Source organism: Thioclava sp. DLFJ4-1 (genome assembly GCF_002020145.1).
In the GTDB taxonomy this organism is placed as follows: domain Bacteria; phylum Pseudomonadota; class Alphaproteobacteria; order Rhodobacterales; family Rhodobacteraceae; genus Thioclava; species Thioclava sediminum.
This window is the reverse complement of the sequence record NZ_MPZT01000001.1, coordinates 449,940-467,053: the sequence shown is the minus strand read 5'-3', so window position 1 is coordinate 467,053 and position 17,114 is coordinate 449,940. Positions and strand designations below refer to the sequence as shown.

The 17,114-nt window shown below is 64.7% G+C and carries 13 protein-coding genes and 1 tRNA gene; 6 read left to right on the top strand and 8 right to left on the bottom strand.

Annotated elements, in window-relative coordinates:
* Positions 1 to 76: 76 nt before the first annotated feature.
* Positions 77 to 574: a hypothetical protein gene (locus BMI85_RS02205; protein ID WP_078599357.1), complete on the top strand. Its 498-nt coding sequence runs from the start codon at positions 77 to 79 to the stop codon at positions 572 to 574.
* 232 nt (positions 575 to 806) lie between these two features.
* On the opposite strand, the gene rnd is transcribed toward BMI85_RS02205, so the two are convergent.
* The 4 genes from rnd to purM all read right to left on the bottom strand — a co-directional run bounded on the left by rnd (position 807) and on the right by purM (position 4,555).
* Positions 807 to 1,970: a ribonuclease D gene (rnd, locus tag BMI85_RS02200; protein ID WP_078599356.1), complete on the bottom strand. Its 1,164-nt coding sequence runs from the start codon at positions 1,968 to 1,970 to the stop codon at positions 807 to 809.
* Between the two features lie 121 nt (positions 1,971 to 2,091).
* On the bottom strand, positions 2,092 to 2,844 hold the full coding sequence (locus BMI85_RS02195) for a heparan-alpha-glucosaminide N-acetyltransferase (RefSeq protein ID WP_078599355.1): 753 nt from the start codon (positions 2,842 to 2,844) through the stop codon (positions 2,092 to 2,094).
* 80 nt (positions 2,845 to 2,924) lie between these two features.
* A complete protein-coding gene (gene purN / locus BMI85_RS02190; protein WP_078546504.1) occupies positions 2,925 to 3,512 on the bottom strand; it encodes a phosphoribosylglycinamide formyltransferase in 588 nt (195 codons plus the stop codon).
* On the bottom strand, positions 3,509 to 4,555 hold the full coding sequence (purM, locus tag BMI85_RS02185) for a phosphoribosylformylglycinamidine cyclo-ligase (protein WP_078599354.1): 1,047 nt from the start codon (positions 4,553 to 4,555) through the stop codon (positions 3,509 to 3,511). Before purM ends, purN begins: the two co-directional genes overlap by 4 nt.
* A 135-nt stretch (positions 4,556 to 4,690) precedes the next feature.
* Between purM and BMI85_RS02180 the strand changes: the two genes are divergently transcribed.
* The 5 genes from BMI85_RS02180 (at position 4,691) to ybaK (ending at position 10,455) form a co-directional block, all read left to right on the top strand.
* Positions 4,691 to 4,767 (top strand) — tRNA-Ile (locus tag BMI85_RS02180).
* A gap of 269 nt (positions 4,768 to 5,036) precedes the next feature.
* Positions 5,037 to 7,358, top strand: coding sequence for a Hint domain-containing protein (locus BMI85_RS21760; RefSeq protein WP_143594960.1), 2,322 nt, complete (start codon positions 5,037 to 5,039; stop codon positions 7,356 to 7,358).
* Between the two features lie 105 nt (positions 7,359 to 7,463).
* Positions 7,464 to 9,008 (top strand): choline-sulfatase, encoded by a 1,545-nt coding sequence (betC, locus tag BMI85_RS02170; RefSeq protein ID WP_078599353.1) that lies wholly within the window; start codon positions 7,464 to 7,466, stop codon positions 9,006 to 9,008.
* Positions 9,009 to 9,139: 131 nt separating this feature from the next.
* Positions 9,140 to 9,967: an aldo/keto reductase gene (locus BMI85_RS02165; protein WP_078599352.1), complete on the top strand. Its 828-nt coding sequence runs from the start codon at positions 9,140 to 9,142 to the stop codon at positions 9,965 to 9,967.
* An 8-nt stretch (positions 9,968 to 9,975) separates the two neighbouring features.
* Positions 9,976 to 10,455 carry a Cys-tRNA(Pro) deacylase gene (ybaK, locus tag BMI85_RS02160; protein WP_078599351.1) on the top strand — a complete coding sequence of 160 codons (480 nt, stop codon included), beginning with the start codon at positions 9,976 to 9,978 and terminating at the stop codon, positions 10,453 to 10,455.
* Here the strand turns inward: ybaK and BMI85_RS02155 are convergent.
* From BMI85_RS02155 to BMI85_RS02140, 4 genes are all read right to left on the bottom strand, one after another.
* Positions 10,449 to 11,753 carry a DUF3422 domain-containing protein gene (locus BMI85_RS02155; RefSeq protein ID WP_078599350.1) on the bottom strand — a complete coding sequence of 435 codons (1,305 nt, stop codon included), beginning with the start codon at positions 11,751 to 11,753 and terminating at the stop codon, positions 10,449 to 10,451. The two genes, ybaK and BMI85_RS02155, sit on opposite strands and share 7 nt — an antisense overlap.
* 201 nt (positions 11,754 to 11,954) lie before the next feature.
* Complete coding sequence (locus BMI85_RS02150) at positions 11,955 to 14,405, bottom strand: UvrD-helicase domain-containing protein (RefSeq protein ID WP_078599349.1); 2,451 nt, start codon at positions 14,403 to 14,405, stop codon at positions 11,955 to 11,957.
* 232 nt (positions 14,406 to 14,637) lie between these two features.
* Positions 14,638 to 15,732, bottom strand: a complete 1,095-nt coding sequence (gene folE2 / locus BMI85_RS02145; protein WP_078599348.1) for a GTP cyclohydrolase FolE2 — start codon at positions 15,730 to 15,732, stop codon at positions 14,638 to 14,640.
* Between the two features lie 97 nt (positions 15,733 to 15,829).
* Positions 15,830 to 17,005 (bottom strand): aminotransferase class I/II-fold pyridoxal phosphate-dependent enzyme, encoded by a 1,176-nt coding sequence (locus BMI85_RS02140; protein WP_078546520.1) that lies wholly within the window; start codon positions 17,003 to 17,005, stop codon positions 15,830 to 15,832.
* Between the last annotated feature and the right edge of the window lie 109 nt (positions 17,006 to 17,114).

Sequence of the window (17,114 nt, the reverse complement as noted above, 5' to 3'; positions counted from 1 at the left end):
AGACGCGGCTTTTCAAAAGCGCTACAATGGGCTACCACAAATCCGGGTCCAGACCCGGGACAGTATCGGAGCCATCATGAACAAAGCCCTGATCGCGGCACTTGCCCTGACGCTCACCACCGCAGGCTGCGGCACAATCCGTGACAGCAAGCTCAACCCGTTCAACTGGTTCGGGCGCGACACGGCTGCACCGGTGGAAACACTCGCGCCGCGCGGCGGCTACCCCGTGAAGGTCGGCAAGCCGAACCAGCAGCAGGTGTCGCAGGTTTCCTCGCTCTCGGTCGAGAAGATCCCCTCGGGTGCGATCATCACCGCGATGGGCCTGCCGCCGACGCAGGGCTATTGGGATACCGATCTGGTCCCGCTGAATGGCGGTGCGCCGGATGAGAACGGCACGGTGACCTATGTCTTCATGGTCTCGCCGCCGCCCGCTGAAAGCCCCGATGCGCGCCGTGTGATGACCCCGCAGTCGCGCGAGGTCTCGGCGGCTGCGTTCCTGAGCACTTACAAGCTGCAGGGCGTGCGCAAGATCGTGGTGCAGGGCGTTTCCAACGCGCGGTCCGTCGCGCGCTGATCGTCACTTCAGTTGATTGAGATGAGGCTCGGGAGACCCCGGGCCTTTTTCTTGTCGCCTTGCCCGGATCAGCCGCGACAGCGGCCCGGGCAGCGCCCGACCGCCCCCTCGGGCGGGCGCTTGTGGGGTGTCAGCGCGCGCACTGAACGCGTCCGAAACTTTCAGGGATAAAGCGAAGACCACCAAAGAAGGAGGCGCCCACCCGGCGGTCAGGCGCAGCCCTCCGGTGACCTCACACGTCGATCAGCTTCACCGCGCCGCTATCGGCGGTCAGCGCCACTTCGCCCTTGGCCAGACGCAGGGCGTCACTGCCGAAGACTTCCGCACGCCAGCCCTGCAGGGCGGCGACGTCGCGCTTGCCAGCGGCGATGCGATCCAGATCGGAGGACGTCGCGATCAGCTTCGCGGCGACGCCTGCCTGCTGCGATTTCGCTTTCAGCAGCACCCGCAGCAGATCGCCGAGCGCGGTGTCGACCTGCAATTGCTGGGCCTGATTGTCGGGGCGGGGCAGCTTCTCGTTGGGCATCTCCAGCCCTTCGCGGACCGCCGTCAGGATACCCTCGGCGATCTCGCCCTTGCGGGCTTCGCGCAGCAGCAGTCGCGACTTGCCCAGCTCTTCGATCGAAGAGGGCTTGGTCGAGGCCAGCTCCAGCAGCGCGTCATCTTTGAAGATACGGCTCCGCGGGATGTTGCGGTTTTGGGCATAGCCTTCGCGGAACTGCGCCAGCTCGCGCACGATGGCGAGGAAACGGCCCGAATTGGTCCGCGTCTTCACGCGCTTCCACGCCTCTTCGGGGCGGTTGATATAGGTCTCGGGGTTCAGCAGAACCGCCTCTTCCTCTTCGACCCAGGCATCGCGGCCGGTTTTCTTCAGCTGTTCGTCGAGGAATTCGTAGATCACGCGCAGATGGGTCACATCGGCGATCGCGTATTTCTTCTGCGCCTCGGTCAGCGGACGGCGCGACCAGTCGGTGAAGCGCGAGGACTTGTCGAGCGACTGCTTGGCGATCTTGCGCACCAGCGTCTCGTAGCCCACCTGCTCGCCGAACCCGCAGACCATCGCGGCGATCTGCGTATCGAACAGCGGATCGGGGAAGACCTGCGCGTCGGTATAGAAAATCTCCAGATCCTGCCGCGCGGCATGGAAGACCTTCACGGTCTCCTTGTGGCGGTAAAGATCGTAGAGCGGCTCGAGCGAGAGATCGTCGGACAGCGGGTCGACCAGAACGGCCTCGCCTTCGGTCTCGCCATGATTGGGGAGCGCCATCTGCACGAGGCACAGCTTGGACCAGTAGGTCCGCTCGCGCAGGAATTCGGTGTCGACGGTGACGTAGGGCTCTTGCTTGGCCTTTTCGCAGAAGGCCGCGAGGGCCTCGGTCGTGGTGATGGTCTGCATATCGCGCTTTCAATTCGGTGCGGGCTCATCCCGCGCAGGTGCAAATTCCCTAGACCTTCATCGGGCAAAAGGGAAGGGCGGCGCGTGTTACGGCCCGGTTTGCGTGGCAGAAGCGCCAGTTTCAGTGCTGAAGGAGGAACGCGGCCCAGGTCAGCCCATAGAGGATGGGCTGGTGGATCAGGTAGATCGGGAGGGTGTGACGCCCCGCAAACAGCGCGACTTTCATCACCCCGCGCGTCTGATCGGGCTGGTAGCGCGCGGCGCGTTTCCAATAACCCAGCCGGTCGAGCAGTTTCGCCGCGCCCATGCCGATCAGGAACGGCCCGATCCACGGGAAGACCGGCTCGAAATCCATCGAGGGGCGCCACTTCGTCGACAGCCCCAGCCACCACAGCCACGGGTGATTGAACAGCTCGAAGGCGTAGTTCAGATGCACCCAGACCGCGATTACGCCAAGCGCCGCCAGCAAGATCCACGGCAGGAACAGCAACGCCGCGCCGATCAGCGAGCTGACCGCGATGGAATGCAGGATGCCGTAATAGATGAAGTATTCCGGCATCATCACATAGGTCGCCGCACTCACCAGCGCCGCCGCGACCACCACCTTGCCGATCCGCTTCCAGAACGGGGCGGCACGGAAGCCATGGCGATGGGCGAGCACGAGGCTGGCGCCGGCCATGAAGATGAAGGTGCTCGCAACCACGCGGGCGAAATCGAGGAAGGCGGGGTGAAACACCGTGCCACGCGGCAGGAAGCCGAAATTCTCGAGATCGTAGGTCAGGTGGAAGATTGCCATGCCGATCAGCGCCACGGCCCGGATCAGGTCGGGGGCGATCATGCGCCCGCGCGGGGCCGTATCCGGGGTCGTGTCCATGCGTCAGTCATGCGCGAAGCGACGGCCGCTCGCAAGCGGGGGCAGCGCATTTCGGCGTGAGCGTGCTTACAAATGGGCGCTTACAGAAAGACCGGCGTGCGGTCGCCCTCGGCGAACCGGCGCAGCACCGCCGGATAGAGGCGATGTTCCTGCACCAGCACGCGAGCGGCCAGATCGTCGGGCGTGTCGCCCGGCTCGATCGGAACGCGCGCCTGACCGAGGATCGGCCCGTCATCGAGCACCGGCGTCACCTCATGCACGGTGCAGCCCGCCACCGCATCGCCCGCCTCGATCGCGCGCTTATGGGTGTGCAGGCCGGGATATTTCGGCAGGAGCGAGGGGTGGATATTGAGCATCCGGCCCTCGAACTGCGCGACGAATTCCGGCGTCAGCACCCGCATGAATCCCGCGAGGCAGAGGATATCGGGCTTCGCGGCGAGGATCGGTTTCAGCAGTTCGGCCTCGAACGCGGCGCGATCCTTGCCATAGGGGCGGTGGTCGATGGCGGCGGTCGGTACGCCCATCCGCGCGGCCTTCTCCAGCCCCGACGCCCGCGCGTCGTTCGATGCGACCAGCACCGGGCGGGCAGGGTGGTCCTCTGCCATGCTCTCGACCAGTCGGACCATGTTCGAGCCGCCGCCCGAGATCAGGATCGCGACACGGATCACAGCAGCGCGCCCTCGTAGGCGATGCCCTCATTGGCGGTGACCGTGCCGATGCGGGTGACGCTCTCGCCTTCGCCTGCGAGCAGGGTGGCGATCTCGTCGGCCTTGTCCGCCGCTACGACGACGATCATGCCGATGCCGCAATTGAAGGTCTTCAGCAATTCGCGCTCTTCCATCGAGGCAGTTTCGGCCAGCCAGCGGAATACGCCGGGCAGTTCCCACGCGTCGAGGTCAATCGTGGCGCCCATGCCCTCGGGCAGAACGCGCGGCAGGTTCTCGGTCAGGCCGCCGCCGGTGATATGGGCCAGCGCATGAACGCCGCCCGTGCGCACCGCCGCGAGGCATTGTTTGACGTAAAGCCGGGTGGGCGCCAGCAGTGCCTCGCCAAGCGCGCCCTCACCGAAGGGGCAGTCCGCGTCCCAGCCAAGGCCGGACATCTCGACCACCTTGCGCACGAAGGAATAGCCGTTGGAATGCACCCCGTTCGAGCCGAGGCCCAGAAGCACGTCACCCTCGGCCACGCCTGCGGGCAAGTCGGTGCCCCGCTCCATCGCGCCGACCGCGAAGCCCGCGAGGTCGAAATCGTCCTTGGAATACATGCCCGGCATCTCTGCCGTCTCGCCGCCGATCAGCGCGCAGCCCGATTGCGCACAGCCTTCCGCGATGCCCTCGATGATGCGCGCGGCCTGATCGAGCTCGAGCTTGCCGGTCGCGAAATAATCAAGGAAAAACAGAGGCTCCGCACCTTGGCAGACCAGATCGTTGACGCACATCGCCACGAGGTCGATGCCGATCGTGTCGACATTGCCAGTATCGATTGCGATGCGCAGCTTGGTGCCCACGCCATCGGTCGCGCCGACGAGGATCGGATCGTTGTAACCGGCCGCCTTCAGATCGAACAGCGCGCCGAAGCCGCCGAGACCCGACATCGTGCCCGAGCGCTGCGTGCGCTTGGCTGCGGGTTTGATCCGGTCCACCAACGCATTGCCCGCGTCGATATCGACGCCTGCATCGGCATAGGTGAGGCCCTGTTTTTTCTCGGTCATCGCGGCGCACTCCGGCAAGTAAACTCTTGGCCGAAGCCCTAGCGTAACCGCACGCGCCCCGCAACGTCGAAGGGGATAGGTGCGCGCGCTTTCTTGACGCCCGCGTGCGGCCTGACTAGAGGAATACCCAATGGTGGGCCTGTAGCTCAATTGGTTAGAGCAGGGCGCTCATAACGCCTTGGTTGCGGGTTCAAGTCCTGCCGGGCCTACCAGTTTTCCGCCGAAATTTCCGCGGCTTCGTGGCCGTGTTGCCACGACTCTCCCTATGCGTGTCGCCTCGCCCGGAAAGCCCCCATTTCGCCCAATTTGCGCCGTGAGACGATCACGAACCCGCGCCAAATGAGGGCCTTGTTAGAGTATCAGTAACTATAAAAATCGAGCAGCCACGTCATAGGCCCCGATATTTTTGCACAGTCTTCGAAAGTCGGAGACCGGTCCCTCGCGGGCCTGTCCGACAGTAACAAGGTAAAGCAGCGGCGACATGGCCACGACGTTCAACTGGATATATCTCGGCGTCGCCGAGGACGCGAACGGCAATATCTACTACTTGGATTCCCAAGAGGGAAATTCGAGCATGGAGAATTACAACCTTCTCCAGAACGCCTCCGCCGGGTCCTCCACCGATCCGCTGTTCAGCCACATCACCGAAGCAACGCTGATCGACAATGGCGGCTCGAGTGGCGTTCTCGACACCAATAACAACACGTCCAACGACACGATCCGGACCGATATCGGTGACGGTCAAGGCGTTCGCGATTTCACCTATGACGGTCTGGTGGTCTACAACACGACGATCACCTACACCGACGGCACCACGGCGAATGTGCAATCGGTCCTCGTGCAGACCACGACGGGCGAAGTGTTCCTCGCGCCGGAACTGTCGAATAATGCAACCACGGCGGCCTATGAGGCCAAACCGATCCAGTCGATGATCATCGGCTCAGCGGTGAGCTATCAAAACACCAATCTCGCGCAGGATCGCTACGTCACCGGCTTCGACGACGGCTACGTCGACGGCACCGATAGCGCGGACCGGATCGACGTGAACTACGTCGAGCCGATCGCGAATGGCTCCGACCGCGTGGACAATAACGATGCGGGGCTCGCGGGCAGCAGCGGCAATGACGACTACATCCGCGCCTATGGCGGCAACGATACCGTGCTGGCCGGGCTCGGCAACGACACGGTCGATGGCGGCACGGGCGACGATTCGATCGATGGCGGGTCGGGCAATGACTCGCTGATCGGCGGCACTGGCAATGACACGCTCCTCGGTGGCAGCGGAAACGACACGCTCACCGGCAACGACGGCAACGATTCCCTCGATGGCGGCGCGGATAATGACTGGCTCGACGGTGGCATCGGTAACGACACGCTGATCGGCGGTCTCGGGAATGACCGGCTGATCGGCGGCGCGGGCAACGACTCGCTCGACGGCGGGGCGGGGACCGATACGCTCGACGGCGGCACGGGCAACGACACGCTGCATGGCGGCGCGGGCGGCGATATCCTGTCGGGCGGAACCGGCATGGACTATGTCGACTATTCCGATTCCGCGAGCGCGGTGAACATCAACCTCGGCGCGGGAACGGCCACGGGCGGCGATGCGACGGGCGATACGCTCAGCGGCGTCGACGGGATTTACGGCTCGGCAGGCAACGACACGCTGATCGGCTTCGACGGCGCCTCCTCGGACCCGACGGATGGCTACACCAACGTCTTCTACGGCAATGGCGGCGACGACTATATCGACGGCGCGGGCGCGGATGACATCCTCTACGGCGGCACCGGCAACGACACCGTGCTGGGCGGATCGGGAAACGACTCGCTTTACGGCGACGAAGGCAATGACAGCCTCGTTGGCGGCACCGGCGATGATACGCTCTTCGGTGGCGACGGGAACGACGTCCTGCAGGGCGGGGCCGGGAGCGACCAACTCGACGGCGGCGCGGGCAATGATACGCTCTCGGGCGGCGGCGGCGACACTCTCGTCGGCGGCGCGGATGCCGACAGGTTCATCGACCTCGTCCCCGGCGACACGATCGACGGCTCGGAGACGGGCGACGATTTCGACATCATCGACCTCAGCGACTGGGGCTGGGACAATGTCGCCGTGCATCGTGACGCGGCGAACCCGGAAAACGGCACGATCGATTTCTATGACGGCAATGGCGCGGTCGTCGGCACGGTCAACTTCTCGAATATCGAAAAGGTCATCCCCTGCTTCACGCCGGGCACCTTGATCGCGACGCATAGCGGCGCCCGCGCGGTCGAAAGCCTGCAGGTCGGCGATCGCATTCTGACTCGCGACAGCGGCTTTCAGGTCATCCGCTGGATTGGCACCCGTGCGCTCAGCGCGGCGGAACTGCTGGCGAAGCCGGAATTCCGCTCCATCAAGATCGCACCGGGCGCGCTGGGCGCGAACCAGCCCGAGCGCGAGATGCGCGTCTCGCCGCAGCACCGAATCCTGCTGACCGGGCCGCGCGCGCAGCTGATCGCGGGCGAGCCGGAGGTGTTGGCCGCCGCGCGCCATCTTGTCGGGTTGCCGGGGATCGAGATCGACGAAGAGGCCGAGGCGGTCACCTATATCCACGTGATGTTCGATAATCACGAGATCGTTTTCTCCGACGGGCTCTGGACCGAAAGCTTCCAGCCGGGGCAGGCGACGATGAACGATATGGATCAGGCGCAACGGGCCGAATTGCTTGCGCTCTTCCCGGAACTGGACGGCGAAGTCGAAAGCTATCTCGCCGCGCGGCCGAGCCTGAAACGCCATGAGGCCCGGATCATCGCGGCCGCCTGACCCGGCGCGAGCCACTTCCGCGTGACCTGCTTGCCCTTGCGTTCCCCCGCTCCGGATCGCTACAGGGGTTATTGACCCGTGGATCAATAAAAGGAGCGCGCTGCAATGCCTGACCTCGAAACCGCCGCCAAGGACGACAGCAAGCCGCGCCCGAACATCCTGATCCTGATGGTCGACCAGCTCAACGGGACGCTCTTTCCCGATGGTCCGGCGGAGTGGCTGCACACGCCCAATCTGCGCAAGCTGGCCGAGCGTTCCGTGCGGTTCGAGAACGCCTATACCGGCTCGCCCTTGTGTGCGCCGGGACGGGCGGCCTTCATGTCGGGCCAGCTTCCCTCGACCACGGGCGTCTATGACAACGCGGCCGAGTTCCGCTCGGACATTCCGACCTATGCCCACCACTTGCGCCGCGCGGGCTACCAGACCTGCCTCTCGGGCAAGATGCATTTCGTGGGCCCCGATCAGCTTCACGGGTTCGAAGAGCGACTGACCACCGATATCTACCCCGCAGATTTCGGCTGGACCCCGGATTACCGCAAGCCCGGCGAGCGGATCGACTGGTGGTATCACAATATGGGCTCGGTGACCGGGGCAGGAGTGGCCGAGATTTCCAACCAGATGGAATATGACGACAATGTCGCCCATGAGGCGAAGATGAAGCTCTACGATCTGGCGCGGGGCAATGATGCGCGCCCGTGGATGCTGACCGTCAGCTTTACCCATCCGCACGACCCCTACGTCGCGCGCAAGAAATACTGGGATCTCTACGAGGATTGCGACCATCTCGAACCCGAGGTCGGCACGATCCCCTACGAGGAGCAGGACAACCACTCGAAGCGGATTTTCGACGCGAACGATTGGCGCGAGTTCAACATCACGACCGAGGATATCCGCCGCTCGCGCCGCGCCTATTTCGCGAACCTCTCCTATCTCGACGACAAGATCGGCGAGCTGCTGCAGGTGCTCGAAGACACCCGGCAGGAGGCTACGATCCTCTTCGTCTCCGATCACGGCGACATGCTGGGCGCGCGGGGGCTGTGGTTCAAGATGAGCTTCTACGAGGGCTCGGCGCGCGTGCCGCTGATGATCTCGGCACCGGGGCTGGAGCCGGGTCTGGTCTCCGATCCGGTCTCGACGATCGACGTCACGCCGACGCTGTGCGATCTGGCGGGTATCTCGCTGGACGAGATCGCGCCATGGCTCGACGGGCATTCGCTGCTGCCGCAAGCCAAGCGCGAGCCCCGTAAAGAGGCGGTGGCGATGGAATATGCCGCCGAGGCGTCTTACGCGCCGCTCGTGAGCCTGCGCAAAGGGCGCTACAAGCTGAACCTGTGCAATCTCGATCCCGATCAGCTCTTCGACGTTGAGGCGGACCCGCATGAGTTGACCAACCTCGCAGGCGATCCCGCCCATGCCGAGGCCTATGCCGCGCTGAAGGCCGAAGCCGCCGCGCGCTGGGATCTGGATCGTTTCGACGCGGAGGTCCGGGCCAGTCAGGCGCGCCGCTGGGTCGTCTACGAGGCGCTCAGCCAGGGCGGCCAGTATCCGTGGGATTACCAGCCGCTCAAGAAAGCTTCCGAGGCCTATATGCGCAATCACATGGACCTTAACGTGCTGGAAGAAAACAAACGTTTCCCGCGCGGGGAGTAAGGGCGCACGGCCCGGGGCGTGCCAGCCCCGGGCCAATCCCTGGCGCCTTTCACTACCCCGTGAGCGCCTTTCCGGAACGCCGCGCCGCCCTAAGCTGTTGTCCAACCCAACAGGCAGACAGGAGATCGACCATGAGCGTTCCGACCCTCACCCTCAATGACGGCATCAAAATCCCGCAGCTGGGCCTCGGCGTCTGGAAGATGGACGATGCCGATGCGCCCGCCATCATCCAAAACGCTCTCGACGCGGGCTATCGCCATATCGACACCGCCGCCGCTTACGGCAACGAGGCGGGTGTGGGCCGCGGCATCGCGCAAAGCGGCGTGGCGCGCGAAGACATCTTCGTGACCTCGAAGCTCTGGAACGACCGGCAGGGCTATGACGAAACCAAGCGCGCCTTCGACGAGACGATGGGCAAGCTGGGCTTCGACTATCTCGACCTCTACCTGATCCACTGGCCGATGCCCGCCAAAGACAAATATGTCGAGACGTGGAAAGCGCTGATCGAGCTGCGCGACGCAGGCCGCATCCGCGCGATCGGCGTGTCGAACTTCCTGCCCGACCACCTCGAGCGGCTGATCGAAGAGACCGGCGAAGCGCCCGCGATCAACCAGATCGAACTGCATCCGCGCTTCCAGCAGGCCGCGCAGCGCGAGGTGCATGACAAGCTCGGCATCACCACCGAATGCTGGTCGCCCCTGGGGCAGGGCGAGGCGCTCTCGAACCCGATCCTGACCGAAATCGCGGCGCGCTACGGCAAATCGGCGGCGCAGGTCACGCTGCGCTGGCAGATCCAGCTGGGCTGCGTGACGATCCCGAAATCCGCTAATCACGAGCGGATGCGCGAGAATATCGACGTGTTCGATTTCGAGTTGACCGAGGATGAGATGGCGCAGATCAAGGATATCGACGCTGCGGAAGGCCGCATCGGGCCGGACCCCGCCACCGCCGATTTCTGAGAGGGCCGATGGGTCATGCCACCCCGGCGACACAGGCGCTGACCCGCGCCAAGCTCGCCTTCGAACTGCACGAATATGCCTATGAGGCCGGTCAGGAGAAGATCGGCCTCCATGCCGCCAGTGCGCTCGGAGTGGAGCCAGCGCGGGTTCTCAAGACCCTGATGGTCGAGGTGGATGGCAAGCCCGCCTGCGCGGTGATCCCGTCTGACGCGACGCTGTCGATGAAGAAGGTGGCTGCGGCCTTCAGGGGTAAATCCGCGAAGATGATGGAGCCCGCCAAGGCCGAGAAGCTGACCGGGTTCCACACCGGCGGCATCAGCCCCTTCGGGCAGAAACGCGCAAGCCCCGTCGCGTTTGAGCAGAGCGCGCTTGGCTATGACAGGATCATACTGAACGGCGGCAAGCGCGGGCTGATGATCGAACTTCGCCCCGATGAGGCGCTGTCAGCCGCGCGGGCCGAGGCAAAGCCCCTCATCGCCGATCAGTGACCGCCCATCCCCTTGCGGATGCGTCGGATCATCAGCCAGACCGCGAGGATCACGATCGGCGTCAGCCCCGCCATCATCAGCTCTTTGCTCAGCCCGATCTTTTTCGAGAGCGGATAGGCGAGATAGCCCGCGACCGAGATCGCGTAATAGCTGATCGCGACCACCGACAGCCCCTCGACCGTGTGCTGCAGGCGTAGTTGAAGGTCCGACCGGCGATCCATGCTCTCCAGCACTTTCTGGTTCTGCGCCGAGCGTTCCACATCGACCCGCGTGCGTAGCAGTTCGCCCGCGCGCGCCGCCCGCGTCACCATCTGCTGCAGCCGCGTTTCGGCCGATTTGACCGTGCGTACCGCCGGATCGTAGCGCCGCGCCATGAATTCGCTGAGCTTCTGTCGCCCCTCGAAGCGGCTTTCGCGCAGGGCGTCCACCCGCTCCCGCACGATCGCCTCATAGGCACCGGTCGCAGAGAAGCGGAAGGAATGTTGCACCGCGAGGCTCTCCAGCTCGGCGGAGATTTCCAGCAGGTCGTGCAGTGTCTCTTCGGCGGAATTGGCGTCATCGCCCATCCCGTCCACGATCTCGGTCAGGCGCGGGTCGAGCGCATTGAGGCGCTTCGACAGGTCGCGCGCCCGCGCCAGACCCAGCATCGACATCGCGCGATAGGTCTCCAGCTCGCAAAGCCGCTGCACCGTGCGCCCAATCCGCCCCGGCCCGGTGCCGGGGCGCGCGAAGACGGCAAAGCGCATCTGCCCGTTCGGGTCGATCCGGAAATCCCCCGCGACCACCGCCGCCCCGTCGAGCACCCAGGTGCAGACGAGGCTTTCGGTGACGAACCATTGCTCCAGCAGCGGTGAGATGTCGTCGGGGTTCTCGGGCAGCTCCTCGATGCGGATCTGCACCGCGGCGATCCGCCCGCCCGGCGCGGCATCGATCCAGCTATCGGGGTAGATCTCGGTCTCCGCCGGGTCGAAAGCGCGCGACGACACGCCCTTGCCGAACGCGAGATAGGTGGTGAATTCGGTATGGCTCTCCCATTTCACCTCATGGCGGCCGATCTTGCCGCCGTAATGAGTGATCCCCGCCTTCGGCTGCGCCGCGCCATGGCGCGTCAGGAGATCGACGAGGTGATCGTGATCCTTGCTGCGGTCGCGATTGGCGGCATCGCGCGGCTCCTTGAAGGCGACATAGACCGCATGCCCCGGCACGCCCAGTTTCGGATAGGGGCGGGCGTGCAATTCGTTCACGAGCGCATAGCGCTGGGGATGGTCGGGCAGGTGGGGCTTTGGATCGGCGGTCATCTCTCAAGTCTCGCTCACGCGGGTGTTACCCTCTAGCTGCGGCGAAATTCCCTGCCGATCAAGCGTTTGACGGCATGCATCGGAATACCGGGCAAATCTGCCACAGAGCCGCGCGGACCAAGAGAGGGCAAGGGGCTCTGCCCCCTCCTCGGCCTGACGGCCTCACCCCCGGGATATTTGCGCCAAGGCGAAGGGCGAAGGTTAAAACGGCACGTCGTCGGCATCGGCGGCGGGCACGACGAAGCTCGACAGCAGGCGCTTCTCGCCCGCCTTGTCGAATTCCACGACGAGCTTGTCGCCCTCCGAGCCCATCACCTCGCCATAGCCGAATTTCTTGTGGAAGACCCGGTCGCCGATCTCGTAATCGCTCTCGCCCTTGGCGTCGATCACCATATGGCGCGCCTCGCGGGGCTGGCTGGTCCCGCGCGATTGCGCGTTTTGCAGCCGCCGCCATCCCGGCGAGTTGTAGACATCGGCGCGCGAGACGCGGTCTTCCATCGCGCTGGACCCGCCGAAGCCGCCCCCGTTCATGCCACCACCGTAGAGCCCCGGAGGCGTCAGGACGTCGATATGGGCAGGTGGCAATTCGTCGATGAAGCGCGAGGGCATCTGGCTTTGCCACTGGCCATAGACGCGGCGGTTACCCGCAAAGGAAATCGTGCAAAGCTCCTCGGCGCGGGTGATGCCGACATAGGCCAGACGCCGCTCTTCCTCGAGCCCCTTCAGGCCGCTCTCATCCATCGAGCGCTGCGACGGGAACAACCCGTCCTCCCAGCCCGGCAGGAAGACCACGGGGAATTCCAAGCCCTTGGCCGCGTGCAGCGTCATGATCGAGACCTTCTCCTCGGTCTCGGCCTTGTCGTTGTCCATGATCAGCGCGACGTGTTCGAGGAAGCCCTGCAGATTGTCGAACTGCTCCAGCGCCTTGACGAGTTCCTTGAGGTTCTCGAGCCGCCCGGGCGCTTCCGGCGTCTTGTCGTTCTGCCACATCTCGACATAGCCGGATTCCTCGAGGATCCGTTCGGCCAGACGAACATGGCTGAGATCATTCGCGGGCGCCACACCATCCTCGGCGGGCTCGATCAGCAGGTCGTCATCCTCGGCCCGGGTCACGGCGGTCGCGGGCGAGGCCTGCACGACCTCCTCATGCCAGCGCGCGACATTCTCGACGAAGAGCCGCAGCTGCCCGCCCGCCTTGCCCGACAGCGCCCCTTCGGCCACCAAGAGCCGCGCGCCGTCCAGCAGGCTCAACCCGTTCTCGCGGGCGGCTACCTGAATGCGTTGCTGCGCCTTGTCGCCAAGGCCGCGCTTGGGGGTGTTGATGATCCGCTCGAACGCCAGATCGTCATCGGGCGAGGTCACGAGGCGGAAATAGGCCATCGCGTCGCGAATCTCGAGCCGCTCGTAGAAGCGCGGGCCGCCGATGACGCGATAGGGCAGACCGATCGTCAGGAACCGGTCCTCGAAAGCGCGCATCTGATGCGAGGCGCGCACGAGAATGGCCTGCGAATTCAGGCTGATCGGCGGATTGCCACGAGTCCCGCGCTGGATCGCCTCGACCTCCTCGCCGATCCAGCGGGCCTCTTCCTCGCCGTCCCAATGGCCGATCAGGCGCACCTTTTCGCCACCCTCGGCCTCGGTCCAGAGCTCCTTGCCCAGACGGCCCTCATTGGCCGTGATCAGCCCTGAGGCGGCAGAGAGGATATGCGCGGTCGAGCGGTAATTCTGCTCCAGCCGGATCACCGCGGCGCCGGGAAAATCCTTCTCGAATTTCAGGATGTTGCCGACCTCGGCGCCTCGCCAGCCATAGATCGACTGGTCGTCATCGCCGACACAGCAGATGTTCTTGTGGCCCTGCGCCAGAAGCCGCAGCCACAGATATTGCGCGACGTTGGTATCCTGATACTCGTCGACGAGGATGTATTTGAACCAGCGCTGATATTGCGCAAGCACATCCCCGTGGGTCTGGAAGATCGTGACCATGTGCAGCAGCAGATCGCCGAAATCGACCGCGTTGAGCGTCTTCAGCCGCGCCTGATAGGCGGCGTAGAGCTCGGAGCCGCGATTGTCGAACGCAGCGGTTTCACGACCCGAGACCTTCTCGGGCGTCAGCGCCTTGTTCTTCCAGCCGTCGATGAGGCCCGCCAGTTGCCGCGCGGGCCAGCGCTTCTCGTCCATATTCGCGGCCACGATCAGCTGTTTGAGCAGCCGGATCTGGTCGTCGGTGTCGAGAATGGTGAAATTCGATTTCAGCCCCACCAGCTCGGCATGACGGCGCAGGAGCTTCACGCAGACCGAGTGGAAGGTGCCGAGCCACGGCATCCCCTCGATCGCACCGCCCAAGTGGCGCCCCACGCGCTCTTTCATCTCGCGCGCGGCCTTGTTGGTGAAGGTCACCGCCAGCACCTCGTTCGGGCGCGCGCGGCCGGTGTGGATCAGATGCGCGATCCGTGCGGTCAGCGCCGAGGTCTTGCCCGTGCCCGCGCCTGCCAGCATCAAGACCGGCCCGTCGAGCGTCTCGACCGCCTGGCGCTGCTGGGGGTTCAGTTTCTCGAGATACGGCGCGCTCCGCGCTTGCATGGCGCCCGCCATGGCACGTTGCGACAGGCTCGCAGCCCCTTCGTACGGATCGTCGTCATCAGCCCAATTCATGGGAGGCAATCTAGCGGTTCGGCCTTCAGAGGGAAAGGGGCATGTTCAGCATCTGTTCGCCTGACGTGAGCTTCCGCACCCGTCTTCGCTCTTGTGAAAATATCCCGGGGGGCCCGGAGGGCGGGGCAGAGCCCCCTGCACCAATTGTGATGCGCGCAGACGCGCGCGGGGGCAGCACCCCCTCACCGCCTGCAACGCGCATCAGCGCGCGCGGAGAAGTCCCCACCCGTTCTCAGCCCTGATGGATCAGCGTGGCGAACAGCTTCGGATCGACGCTGGCGGAGGCGAAGGTCTCGCCTTCGGTCAGCATGGCCACGGCGTCATGGCTGTGCAGGCTTTCCTGATGGCTGGCCACGATGCGGAAATCGCCGATACGGGCATCCGCCAGAAGGCGCTCGGCGAAGGCGCGCACGGCATCTTCGACGAAGATCGGGTTGGCGGCGTTCAGTTCGGCGAAGGCCTGTTCGTCCTCGCGCTTGACCATGACCTGCGTCTCGGTCGGCACGGCGGCGCGGGCGAGATCAATCATATCCTCGAACCACAGCACCTCGCCGGGTTCAACCACCGCCGAGATCCGCGCGACGGAGCGCTGCGAATGGGGCGTCGCCAGTTGCCCGCGGCTGGCGCGGGCATGCTCCGAGAGTTCCAGCGAGCACGGGCAGGTCGAGGAATAGACGTAATCGAGATGGATTACCTTGGTGCGCACCCCGGCGGTCTCGATCAGTTCCAGTGCGATGTCGTAATACTGCCAGCCTTCCAGCCCGGAGCGCAGCGAGGGCCGCTTCACCGGGAAAGAGACGCGCATCATCAGACGGGCGTCGAAGCTCTCGAGATCATCCATATAATCGTCGAGCGCGGCTTCCATCACCTCGAAGGAGAAAGTCTTCTCCGCATGGACGTAGAAGCTGCGCATCACGCGGGACATGTTGATGCCCTTTTTCTCCGCTTCGAGGCTGACCGTACCGGTGACCGACGCCTCCAGCGTCAGATCGCCATTGTCGCGGGTATGGAAGCGCACCGGCAGGCGGAAATTCGAGATGCCGACATGTTCGATCCGGGTATGGGCGCCCACGATCAGCGAGGACGGGCCGTTCTGCAGGTCGGGCATCGTCGCCTTGTAGGTCTCGTCCGCCTCGAAATCCGCGTCATAGTCGCGGCTCAGATCGGGGTAGTTCGAGACCTCGTGGCCCGGCAGCAGCCGCGCGATCGCCGGATCGAGCTGTGCGACCTCGACCGGGTCGGCCTTTGACGCCCATGCGCGCAGCACGTCGAGCGCGGCGCGCGCGTCGTCATTGTCGGGGGTCTCGATCCTGCCTTGCACGTTCATATCCTGTCCTCCGGAGCGCCCGGTCCCGCCAGATATGGGGTTTTTGAGGGCGATGTCCAAGACAATACGCCGGTTCGCGGCAATCGGTTCACCCCGTTCAGGCCGCGTCGAGCGCCCCCTTGATGTCGGCGATCAGGTCGCCCCCGTCCTCGATCCCCATCGAAATGCGGATCAGACCGGGGGTAATCGCGATCGCCTCCCGCTCCTCTTCCGACAGATTCTTGTGGGTCGTCGTCGCCGGATGGGTCGCGATGGATTTCGCATCGCCGAGGTTATTCGAGATCGACACGATCTGCAGCGCGTTGAGGAAGCGGAACGCAGCTTCCTTGCCGCCCTTCAGGTCGAGCGCGAGCATCGTGCCGCCCGAGCCCATCTGCTCCATCGCCAGCGCATGTTGGGGATGATCCATCAGGCCGGGATAGACGGTGCGGGCGAGTTTCTCATGACCTGCCACGGCGCTGGCCACGGCAGCCGCGTTGGCCGCCTGCGCGCGCACCCGCAGATCGAGCGTCTGTAACCCGCTCAGCAGAACCCAGGCATGGAACGGGCTCATCGCGCCGCCGGTGTGCTTCACGTAAGTTTCCAGCGGACCGCGGATATACTCTTTCGAACCCAGCACGACACCGCCGAGCACGCGCCCGCCGCCATCGATATGCTTGGTCGCGGAATAGACGATCACATCTGCGCCAAGTTCCACCGCGCGCGAGAAAATCGGCGAGGCGAAGACGTTGTCGACTACCACCGTCGCGCCGCCCTCATGGGCGATTTTCACGATGCCCGCGACATCCATCACTTCGAGGCCGGGGTTCGAGACGCTCTCGAAGAAGCAGACCTTCGTCTCGGGGCGCATCGCGGCGCGCCACGCGTCGAGATCGGTGCCGTCGACCAGCGTCACGTCGACGCCGAAGCCCTGCAGAACCTTCAGCACATGCAGGCAGGAGCCGAACATCTGGCGCGCGGCCACGATGTGATCGCCCGCCTTCACGAGGCAGGTCAGCGCGCCATTGATCGCGGCCATGCCGGAGGCGCAGGCGAAGGCGTCTTCGGTGCCTTCGATCGAGGCCATCCGGTCTTCGAACATGCGCGTGGTGGGGTTGCCGTAGCGCGCATAGATGAACTCATCATCGGAGGCGTTGAGGAACCGCGCCTCGGCGGCTTCGGCCGAGGGGTACGCAAAGCCCTGCGTCAGGAACATCGCCTCGGCCAGTTCGCCATATTGGCTGCGGCGAATGCCGTCATGGACGAGTTTGGTGCGGGTCTTGCGCTCGGTCATCGGTGCCTCCTGCGGCGGTCTGTCGCGGCTTGGGGCTGCGATAGCGCGCAGGCGGCGCTGGGTCAACGCATAGCGGCGATGTCACGATCGCACAAAACGAATGCGTGCC

What these genes read in the sequence shown, in the direction of transcription:
- BMI85_RS02165 (WP_078599352.1), top strand. Translation starts at nt 9,140, where the DNA reads ATGAGCGTTCCGACCCTCACCCTCAATGACGGCATCAAAATCCCGCAG.
- BMI85_RS02205 (WP_078599357.1), top strand. Translation starts at nt 77, where the DNA reads ATGAACAAAGCCCTGATCGCGGCACTTGCCCTGACGCTCACCACCGCA.
- betC (WP_078599353.1), top strand. Translation starts at nt 7,464, where the DNA reads ATGCCTGACCTCGAAACCGCCGCCAAGGACGACAGCAAGCCGCGCCCG.
- ybaK (WP_078599351.1), top strand. Translation starts at nt 9,976, where the DNA reads ATGGGTCATGCCACCCCGGCGACACAGGCGCTGACCCGCGCCAAGCTC.
- BMI85_RS02140 (WP_078546520.1), bottom strand. Translation starts at nt 17,005, where the DNA reads ATGACCGAGCGCAAGACCCGCACCAAACTCGTCCATGACGGCATTCGC.
- BMI85_RS02195 (WP_078599355.1), bottom strand. Translation starts at nt 2,844, where the DNA reads ATGGACACGACCCCGGATACGGCCCCGCGCGGGCGCATGATCGCCCCC.
- BMI85_RS02150 (WP_078599349.1), bottom strand. Translation starts at nt 14,405, where the DNA reads ATGAATTGGGCTGATGACGACGATCCGTACGAAGGGGCTGCGAGCCTG.
- BMI85_RS21760 (WP_143594960.1), top strand. Translation starts at nt 5,037, where the DNA reads ATGGCCACGACGTTCAACTGGATATATCTCGGCGTCGCCGAGGACGCG.
- BMI85_RS02155 (WP_078599350.1), bottom strand. Translation starts at nt 11,753, where the DNA reads ATGACCGCCGATCCAAAGCCCCACCTGCCCGACCATCCCCAGCGCTAT.
- purM (WP_078599354.1), bottom strand. Translation starts at nt 4,555, where the DNA reads ATGACCGAGAAAAAACAGGGCCTCACCTATGCCGATGCAGGCGTCGAT.
- rnd (WP_078599356.1), bottom strand. Translation starts at nt 1,970, where the DNA reads ATGCAGACCATCACCACGACCGAGGCCCTCGCGGCCTTCTGCGAAAAG.
- folE2 (WP_078599348.1), bottom strand. Translation starts at nt 15,732, where the DNA reads ATGAACGTGCAAGGCAGGATCGAGACCCCCGACAATGACGACGCGCGC.